Below are 8,258 nucleotides of genomic sequence, written 5' to 3'. Positions count from 1 at the left end.
TATGATATAAAATTTAATTACATTTTAGATAGCTTTAGCCTCTCCCTTGCCTATTTTATTCTTGCGATTTATCTAGACTATATAAAGACAAATCAAAGCAGTTATAAACTCTAAAATGTGATGTATAAGCTCCATTTGGCATCACCACCTTTCATTTTTTATTTGTTTTTTTACTCTTTTAATAAAAACATACTATAATTATATACTCTTTTGCGATAATTATCAAGGCTTTTTATACTTTTTCAATAAAAATATGATATAATTTTTTATCAAAAGAGTAAAAAAAGGATAAGTTATGAAAAAAGCAGATTTTGAAGAAGAGCTAAAAAAATTGAATCTGACAAGGCAAGATTTTTGTAACCTTACAGGACTTGCTTATAGTAGCGTTGCAAATTGGAATGATAAAAAAAAACCAATTCCAAGTTGGGTTAAATCATGGTTAGAAAATTATCAGTATAAAAGATTTTATGAGCTGACGAAAGTAGAGTTTGAGAAGTTTAATAAAGAATAAAAATATATAACTATAGCTTAATATAATACAAATACCACAATAAAGGAGTTTTAATATGAACAATAAAAAAATTAATGATGGATGTAACTATTTAAATTTTAAATGCACATATAATAATGTTAAGCAAATTATTTCAAGAGAAAACAATGGAGCTAGTTATTCAACTTACAATACAATAAGAGCAAAAACAAACGGCAGTAGCAACACTACAAGTAAAAAGAATAACTAATGCCTTTTTTTGAATGTATTGAATACTATTCAAAAATACTTTACGAATCTTACACCGTTAAAGGCGTGTTTGCTATTATAAGTTTTATTGTTGGATGGATAACTTTATATCTAAGTATAAAAAATAGTAGTTTGCAAATACTTAAATCAGAGCAAGATATATTTGATAAGCTTGAAACAAGCATTAAAGAATATAAAGAATTGGGTTTAGAAATTATTCAAAAGCAAGAATCAGAGCAAGTTGTAAGCCATTTAATAGAAAAGCAAAACTCACTAGAAGAGGATTTGTTAAATAGGCTTGAATTTATTTGTTTTAATGTTAATAAAGGTAGGATTAGCAAAAATTATTTCATAGAAATGCACTATAATTTATTAGATTATGTAAAAGATAATTTTAAAGAAATTAAAGAAAAAGATGGAACATCTGAATATATAGAAATTAGAAAACTATTATATAAAAATCATAAAAAAATTAATCAACTTATTCAAACAAACAATAAGATTATTTTTAAAAATTAATTTTGTTAATATGGGCTTAATATAATATTAATAATAAAAAGCAATAAAAGGATACAATATGTGTAAACAAGAGTTTGTAAAAGAACAAAGATGTTACGACTTTTCTAAGAAAGTAAGCGATAGAGCAGATAAAATAATTAAGATAATTGAATATTAAAACAACAACAACAATAATAATAGTTAGTCTGCCATATTATTTATACTATGATAAGTATATTTTTTTATAGCTTATACTGAAAGCTTAATTAAAAGATTATATGAGTCAAAACTTGCAATGGTAGCAATATCATCTTTTCCAATATTTATTGCTATAAGAAATTTTTCATTATCTATAAAAAATTATGAAATACAAATAGAAAATGCTAAGCTGCAACAAAAATTATTAAAACTACATGAAATAGAATCAAGCATTGGCTTAGGTGAAAGATTAAATAATCAATATTATAAAAAAACTAAATTGGAAATAAAATTACAATATGTTTCAGAAAAATATAAAAGTAACAAGAATACAACAAACAAATTAAGATTATATGAACTATCTGAAGAAAGAAAGTTATTAAATGAGATTTATTTAGGTGATTTTGAATCAACTTCTTATTATCTAAATAAGTCTTCAGAACTTAGAGCTAATATCTTAAATTTGCATAAATTTCAATTTGAAATTTTATCAAAACAATTAAGAAACGATTTGCCCAATTCAGATAATAATGAGAAATATCCAGAGATTAAACAAATATTAAAACATATTGACGACATGGATAAAAAAATAATAACAAAACAAATAACATAGGCTCTTAAATATATTTTAAGCTCACTTATTTATTTTGAAAAATATTATTGTAATAATATAAATTTTTATATTATTACAATCTTTATTTTATTATTTCCCTGTATTATTTACTGTATTTTGCATATTCTTATAATATCTAATAAAATCATCATAAGGTAGGTTCTCAATCATAGCAATGCTTGAATGATAAAACCTACAAAGACAAGCTATAGCCTTGTGATAATCTTTTGCGTGTGAAATATTACATCTATGCCGACAAAAAATCACCAATTATCTCAAGCACTTTTATACTATCAGTACCATCTAGCCTATTATAATCAGCTGGAGATATATTTACAACACATCTTATACTAAGCTCAAGCAAATCGCTAACATTGTGTATATTATTCCTTTCATATCCTTCATCAAAAGTTTTTTAAATTCTACTTCATACCTTTTAAGGCTTGTAAAACTTGCTCTTTTTAGCAGTTATTGTCACTTTTTACAAATTTTTCTTTTATCTTTTCTCCTTTTTATAATTCTAAATTTTTTCTTGTTTGTGCCATCACATCAATATCACTCATTGATAAATGAGTTCCCAAAATATCATAGATTAGTGGTGCATCATTACCAACGCTTAGTTTAAAAAACTCACAATAAAGCTTAATGCTTATTTCTTTAGCACCACCTATACTGTCTTCATTTAGAGTGATACTTTCCATATCACCCAAAGCCTCGCAAGACACATCTTTTTTACCATTACCTTGATTATGAATACTTTCTCTTATACTTATTGTCACATGAGCTATTGTGTTGTTTGCTGCAAAATCTCTAAACACATCCATATCAAATACTTGCAGTGTAAAGCTAAGCTCAAGTGATTCATACACACCAGTTCCAACCTTGCGTTTTAAAGCACCTGAAGTTTCAGCCATAGTTTGCACTATATCGGGTATTTTAATCTTAGTGCAAGTGCCAAAATATGATTTACCATTAATGTAAATATTCATATCTTCTAAAAATCAGGTATATTTATTCTCATTCATTCTCCTTATTTTTTCATTTTTTCTAATGCTTTTTCGCCGTACTCATCTGTCAAAGATATATCAAGCTAAATTAGTGAGATGGTAGGATTATCTTGTGTTTTAATAGCTAGATATAATTTTCTGCCTAGAAGTGTTGTTTTTGTATTTTTCTCACTAAAACTAACCTCACTATCAAGCAAAACATCACTAGCTACAAGTAACCTTATTAGGCTTTCTACACTTTGCTTAGCAAAGTATTGCTCATTAAGTTTTCTATCAACTGCAAAGAATACCCCTTCTTGTGCTGCTCTTGCAAGCCTGTCAAAAATCCTAACACGAGTAAGTGGTTTCCAAGCAGTATCAATATCACTAGTCCAGCCACCCAAAGTTCTATATCCTTTTTTCATTTATTACGGTAGATATATTTGCTTTTATTAGCTCATCAGCTCCAGAATTTTCCCTAGCTCAAAATCAATATCGCCTTTAGTTCCACTAACACCAAGCATTACACGATTTGAGTAACTATCTGAAAAGCCAAATTCTTTTTCTCCATCAAGCTTAGCAATCATTCCCAGCTATTCTTGCAGACTGTGGAGTATATTCATAGCCATTTAGCTCATTGCTCCAAGTTTTCACATAAGGATAACAAGCTATCAAACGCCTAGAGCCAAAATCTCTCATTTATTTATAGCTTCAATGCTACTTTCTGCATTTAAATCAATTATTGCAGTAGCTTTTAAGCTTGCTATGCTTTCAAGCTTACCTTTTATAGCGTCTTCGCTACTGATTCCTGGTGCAATTAACAAATCAGGTCTATATGAAAACTTAGCCCTTGATTTTTTAAATAAGCTTATAGCAGCTTTAGTATTCGTGATAGTGTTTATCTCATCAACTTCATATACGCTTAAAATGATTTGCGTTCTAACTGACTGCTCATCTATTGCTTTTAAATTTTTTGATAGTGCCATTTTCACACTTAGCCAATGTTTCCTCAATACTCATAAAAAAATATAACCCCACATCAAGCGTGTCGCTAGTGCCTACAAGTCTAATCGGTGTGTTTGATTGCACACTTATCGGACTAGCCCATCCAGCACAGTATAAGAATGAATTACAAGCTGCTGGAGAGGGCTTTATGAATATGTATAGTAATTATTTAAGAAATCGCATAGGACAAAATGAATTAGCACTTAGTGATTTAGGACTTGATTTTGCTATAAAAACACAAGATGATAAGATAAAACAAAGCAATCTACAAACTCAAAATATGCAAAATCAAGTAGATAAAAGTAGCATAGATTTAGATATAGCTAAGCAAACTAAAGATAATCAAATAAAATTAAGTGATTTAAATTTAGCTAATGCATTTGAAACTTATAAGCAAAACAAATTTAACACGGATAAGCAAGGTGAGATATTTGATATGAATAAAAAATTAAATAACGCACAAATAAGTAATATTTATTCAAATATAAAAGAGCGTAATCAAAATATATTTTTAAAAGATTACGCTTTTAAAGAACAAGAAAGAGCTAAACAAATATCAGCATATTTTCAAGCTTTTCGTAGTAATAATCCTAATCTAAGTGATGAAGAAGCTAGATATAAAATTACAGAGCAATTAACAAATGATTACAATGATACTTTAAAAAATCCACTTTTAAATGATAGCGAAAGGGCTAATAAATTAGGAGATATTCAGAGCTTAATGGATAATTTTCATAGATATTTACCTGATACAGCACAGGCAAATAGCGTGATTAATCAAGGACTTGGAAGATATGCGAAAGGTGATGGTGATACGAGTGCAACAAATGTGTTAGCACAAATCGGACAAGCTAATGTTATGAAAGAACAGCTAGAAAAAGAGTTAGATATAAAAACAAGAGCAATAAGTGAGATGAAAAAAAACAAACAAGGCACTCAAGAGCTAGAGCAAGAAAAGGCAGTAATAGAGCAAAAACTATCACAATTACAAGGCGTTCCTAATACTGCTAATGCTAAAAGCTTGATGAATTATTTTACTGATAGTTTAGGTAAAACTGCAGGAGAGAAAACCTATAATCAAATGATAAATTATTCTCAAATCAAGCAAGATATAAGAATGGTAGCAGACGCAATTGATACGGTAGCTTTATATGGCTGGAGTGGAGAAGGACTTAATAAATTAGCACATATGTTTGGAGTTGCTACAAATAAAGATGATATTAATAATAAAATAATAGCACTTTTAAATAATATTCAAGGAGATACAGGAGCAAAACTTAAACAACAATATGAAAATATAGTAAGACTAACACCTAATACGAGTGCGTTTGGTATGAATGTAAAAAGAATGCAACAAGATTTAACAAACCTAAACGAGCATATTAATATCAACATAAACTCTATTTTATATCCACACAAAGAAAATGCTGAAGTAATCAAAAAAAGCTTTAATATATCTACTAAGCCACTTGAGTTTAAATATGATTATGAAGATTATCGTAAAACTAATGCAACGCCTAATAATACTTTAGAAATGTATAGAAAAATGCCTTATGCTTAATTTAAAACTCCTTTTGCTAATATAATAGTAAAAGGAGTTTTAATGAAATATATAGTTTTTTTAATAATGGCATTAAATAGTTTATTTGCTAGTAACTTTAATGAACTTTATAATCAATTGCCTACAAATTGGAGCGAGAATGATAAAAACAATACTATTAAATATTATAAAGAATATGGAAAAAATTATAAAAACATAAGCGAATACGCAAATGCAGTGCAAAACGATATATCAAAAATGATTGATATATCGCATACCTATAGTGAAGATGATAATTTTTATAAACACTATAGAATTAATTCAAAAGCTTATCTCAACTATTTAGATGATTTAGAAAGCAAAGCCTATAAAAGAGAAAAATTAGAAGACTTTAACGATTTTGTTTATCATAGGGGTAGTAGGCTTTATGATAATTTAAAATCGGAATTACAAAGCTATTATGCAGTATTAAATGCTAGTAATATAAAAAACTCTTGGTTAGATGAATATACAAGGGATTATAATAAGGCTTTAAAGATGAACTCAAGCTATGATGAAATAGTATTTAATATCTTTATAAAAGCACATTTTAACGAATATGAATTAAGTAAAAATGCAAAAAATGAAATAATAGCAACGGACAAAGCTTTAGGACTTAGTGTAAATGTAGGCGATATAGAAAGCTTTAATTACTACACCTTAAAAGCATTTATTTTAAATTATCTAGCGAGTATTTTAGGATTAATCACAGGTATAATTCTATGCGTAAAATATAAGGATAAAAAATTAATCTATATAAGTCCTGTTTTATTATTTATCATAGGCTTAACGATTGATTATTATGTAATCGGCATAAAATTACTTAGATATGTGTAAAAGTGGTTATTTTTATTTTGAAAATAACCACTTAAAAATATAGCTATTTTGTTATACTAGAGCCTTTACCAGCTAAGTAAGCAAATACACCAGTAAAAATATTAGTAAGTAACCCTAAACCTAAATTTATATCTTTTTCTACTAATAATAAATATAAAGCAACTATTAGTAATACTATAACTAACATAACACCGAGATAAAATGTTTTACTCCATCTAGCATTATCAATATCAAGTTTTTTCATTTGAAAATTATACATTCGTTCATTATCGGCGTTTGTCATCTCTATTTGTCTTAGTATGGGTTCTTGTTTAGCATTTTCAACTGTTTTTATTATATATGCTACCCGTTCTAATTCATCTGTAGTAGGTAATGTTTCAGGTTCTACTACATCTATATCATTGTCTTTATCTTGCATATTTATCCTTGTTAAAATTATTACCTGAAATCATATTTTGTAATATTAAGTTATCAATAGGAATTAATTTAACGCTATAACTATTATCATAAAAAGATTTTTGCATTATTGGAACACAATTTTCTAGTTTTGATTGTAGCTTTAATGTTTCACTATATGCTTTCTTAATATCCATAATAACTCCTTTTAATGAAATTGAATCTTGATTGTTTGTAATTGTAGATAAAAGAACTTTTGTAAAAATTTTTGTAAATTATACACAAAACGATTAATTTTCAATGAAAAAATTTTTAGCATAAATTTGAATTTGATTTTTTGTTAAACTTTTACAAGTTACTTGAAAAGTTAAAAATCAAAAAAATTTAAAAATTATAGCACTAAACTACTATTAGCTTTTAGCTATCTTAAAAATAAAAAGGATAGCAAATGTTAAAAGTTGCTGGGTTTTTTGCAGGTAGTGGTGGGATTGAACTAGGTTTTAAACAAGCTGGATTTAATATAATTTATGCAAACGAGATAAACCCACTAGTAGCTAAAATATACGAAGCAAACTTTAAACACAAAGTAGATATTAAAGATATAAAAGATGTAGATAATGTGCCTGATTGTGATATTATCGTAGGTGGTTTTCCTTGTCAAAGCTTTAGCCTTGCTGGTCTTAAGCTTGGATTTAGTGATAAAGTTAATGGTAATTGCTTTTTTGAACTTGCAAGAATTATAAAGCTTAAAAGTCCAAAAGCCTTTATGCTTGAAAATGTAAAAGGACTTGTAAATCACGATAAGGGTAAAACGCTAAATATTATTAAAAATACTTTAGAAGAGCTAGGATATTACTTACATATAAATATTTATAATGCAAAAGAGTATGCAAATATCCCACAAAATAGAGAAAGAATATTTATAATCGGATTTAAAGATAAAAGAGCTTATGAAAGATACAAGCCTTTAGAAAAAGTGCCTTTAACTAAAAGTATAAAAGAGTTCGTAGATTTTAATGCTTTAGTAGATGAGAAATACTATAAAAATGAATATTACGCAAGATATGAACTAATAAAAGATATAGAAAAGGATAAAATATATACGATTGCTTTTAAAGATGTTAGATGTAGCGTTGATAATGTATGCCCTTGCTTAATGGCTAGTATGGGTAAAGGTGGTGGAAAAACGCCTTGTATAAAGACAAATGATGATAGAATTAGAGTGCTAACTCCTAACGAGTGCTTTAGATTACAAGGCTATCCGAGTGATTATATATATCCACAAAATATATCTAAAACACAACTTTATATAGCAGCAGGTAATAGTGTCGTAGTGCCACTCATAAAAGAAATTGCATTAAGTATCAAAGAAGCTTTAAAGCATAATTTATAGCACTAAAATGAAAA

15 protein-coding genes are annotated in these 8,258 nt (G+C 27.4%); 7 read left to right on the top strand and 8 right to left on the bottom strand.

The window, feature by feature from the left end:
* Positions 1–295: 295 nt before the first annotated feature.
* The 4 genes from NY022_RS08485 (at position 296) to NY022_RS08470 (ending at position 2,048) form a co-directional block, all read left to right on the top strand.
* Entirely contained in the window at positions 296–511 is a 216-nt protein-coding gene (locus NY022_RS08485; protein WP_267525277.1) for a hypothetical protein, read from the top strand.
* A gap of 55 nt (positions 512–566) precedes the next feature.
* Positions 567–740: a hypothetical protein gene (locus NY022_RS08480; RefSeq protein ID WP_267525276.1), complete on the top strand. Its 174-nt coding sequence runs from the start codon at positions 567–569 to the stop codon at positions 738–740.
* Positions 740–1,258, top strand: coding sequence for a hypothetical protein (locus NY022_RS08475; RefSeq protein WP_267525274.1), 519 nt, complete (start codon positions 740–742; stop codon positions 1,256–1,258). Before NY022_RS08480 ends, NY022_RS08475 begins: the two co-directional genes overlap by 1 nt.
* A 274-nt stretch (positions 1,259–1,532) precedes the next feature.
* The gene (locus tag NY022_RS08470) at positions 1,533–2,048 is read left to right on the top strand and encodes a hypothetical protein (protein WP_267525272.1); all 516 of its coding nucleotides are present in this window, start codon (positions 1,533–1,535) and stop codon (positions 2,046–2,048) included.
* A 90-nt stretch (positions 2,049–2,138) separates the two neighbouring features.
* Here the strand turns inward: NY022_RS08470 and NY022_RS08465 are convergent, their stop codons facing one another.
* From NY022_RS08465 to NY022_RS08440, 6 genes are all read right to left on the bottom strand, one after another.
* Positions 2,139–2,315, bottom strand: coding sequence for a hypothetical protein (locus NY022_RS08465; RefSeq protein WP_267525270.1), 177 nt, complete (start codon positions 2,313–2,315; stop codon positions 2,139–2,141).
* A 245-nt stretch (positions 2,316–2,560) separates the two neighbouring features.
* On the bottom strand, positions 2,561–3,037 hold the full coding sequence (locus NY022_RS08460) for a phage major tail tube protein (protein WP_267525268.1): 477 nt from the start codon (positions 3,035–3,037) through the stop codon (positions 2,561–2,563).
* A 101-nt stretch (positions 3,038–3,138) separates the two neighbouring features.
* Positions 3,139–3,459, bottom strand: a complete 321-nt coding sequence (locus tag NY022_RS08455; protein WP_267525266.1) for a hypothetical protein — start codon at positions 3,457–3,459, stop codon at positions 3,139–3,141.
* 27 nt (positions 3,460–3,486) lie between these two features.
* Positions 3,487–3,621, bottom strand: coding sequence for a hypothetical protein (locus tag NY022_RS08450; RefSeq protein WP_267525264.1), 135 nt, complete (start codon positions 3,619–3,621; stop codon positions 3,487–3,489).
* Positions 3,611–3,733 (bottom strand): hypothetical protein, encoded by a 123-nt coding sequence (locus NY022_RS08445; RefSeq protein ID WP_267525262.1) that lies wholly within the window; start codon positions 3,731–3,733, stop codon positions 3,611–3,613. The genes NY022_RS08450 and NY022_RS08445 overlap by 11 nt, the downstream gene beginning before the upstream one ends.
* Positions 3,730–4,020 (bottom strand): hypothetical protein, encoded by a 291-nt coding sequence (locus NY022_RS08440; RefSeq protein WP_267525260.1) that lies wholly within the window; start codon positions 4,018–4,020, stop codon positions 3,730–3,732. Before NY022_RS08440 ends, NY022_RS08445 begins: the two co-directional genes overlap by 4 nt.
* 59 nt (positions 4,021–4,079) lie before the next feature.
* Here NY022_RS08440 and NY022_RS08435 point away from each other — a divergent pair, with 59 nt between their 5' ends.
* Entirely contained in the window at positions 4,080–5,600 is a 1,521-nt protein-coding gene (locus NY022_RS08435) for a hypothetical protein (RefSeq protein ID WP_267525258.1), read from the top strand.
* A gap of 42 nt (positions 5,601–5,642) precedes the next feature.
* Positions 5,643–6,455: a hypothetical protein gene (locus NY022_RS08430; protein WP_267525256.1), complete on the top strand. Its 813-nt coding sequence runs from the start codon at positions 5,643–5,645 to the stop codon at positions 6,453–6,455.
* Positions 6,456–6,498: 43 nt separating this feature from the next.
* Here the strand turns inward: NY022_RS08430 and NY022_RS08425 are convergent, their stop codons facing one another.
* Both NY022_RS08425 and NY022_RS08420 read right to left on the bottom strand, forming a co-directional pair.
* On the bottom strand, positions 6,499–6,873 hold the full coding sequence (locus NY022_RS08425) for a hypothetical protein (RefSeq protein ID WP_267525254.1): 375 nt from the start codon (positions 6,871–6,873) through the stop codon (positions 6,499–6,501).
* Positions 6,863–7,048, bottom strand: coding sequence for a hypothetical protein (locus tag NY022_RS08420; protein ID WP_267525252.1), 186 nt, complete (start codon positions 7,046–7,048; stop codon positions 6,863–6,865). Before NY022_RS08420 ends, NY022_RS08425 begins: the two co-directional genes overlap by 11 nt.
* 251 nt (positions 7,049–7,299) lie before the next feature.
* Here NY022_RS08420 and dcm point away from each other — a divergent pair, with 251 nt between their 5' ends.
* Positions 7,300–8,244, top strand: coding sequence for a DNA (cytosine-5-)-methyltransferase (dcm, locus tag NY022_RS08415; protein ID WP_267525250.1), 945 nt, complete (start codon positions 7,300–7,302; stop codon positions 8,242–8,244).
* The last annotated feature ends 14 nt before the right edge of the window (positions 8,245–8,258 follow it).

It is taken from the genome of Campylobacter sp. MG1 (assembly GCF_026616895.1).
Classification (GTDB): domain Bacteria; phylum Campylobacterota; class Campylobacteria; order Campylobacterales; family Campylobacteraceae; genus Campylobacter_E.
This window is presented reverse-complemented; position numbering and strand designations above follow the sequence as displayed.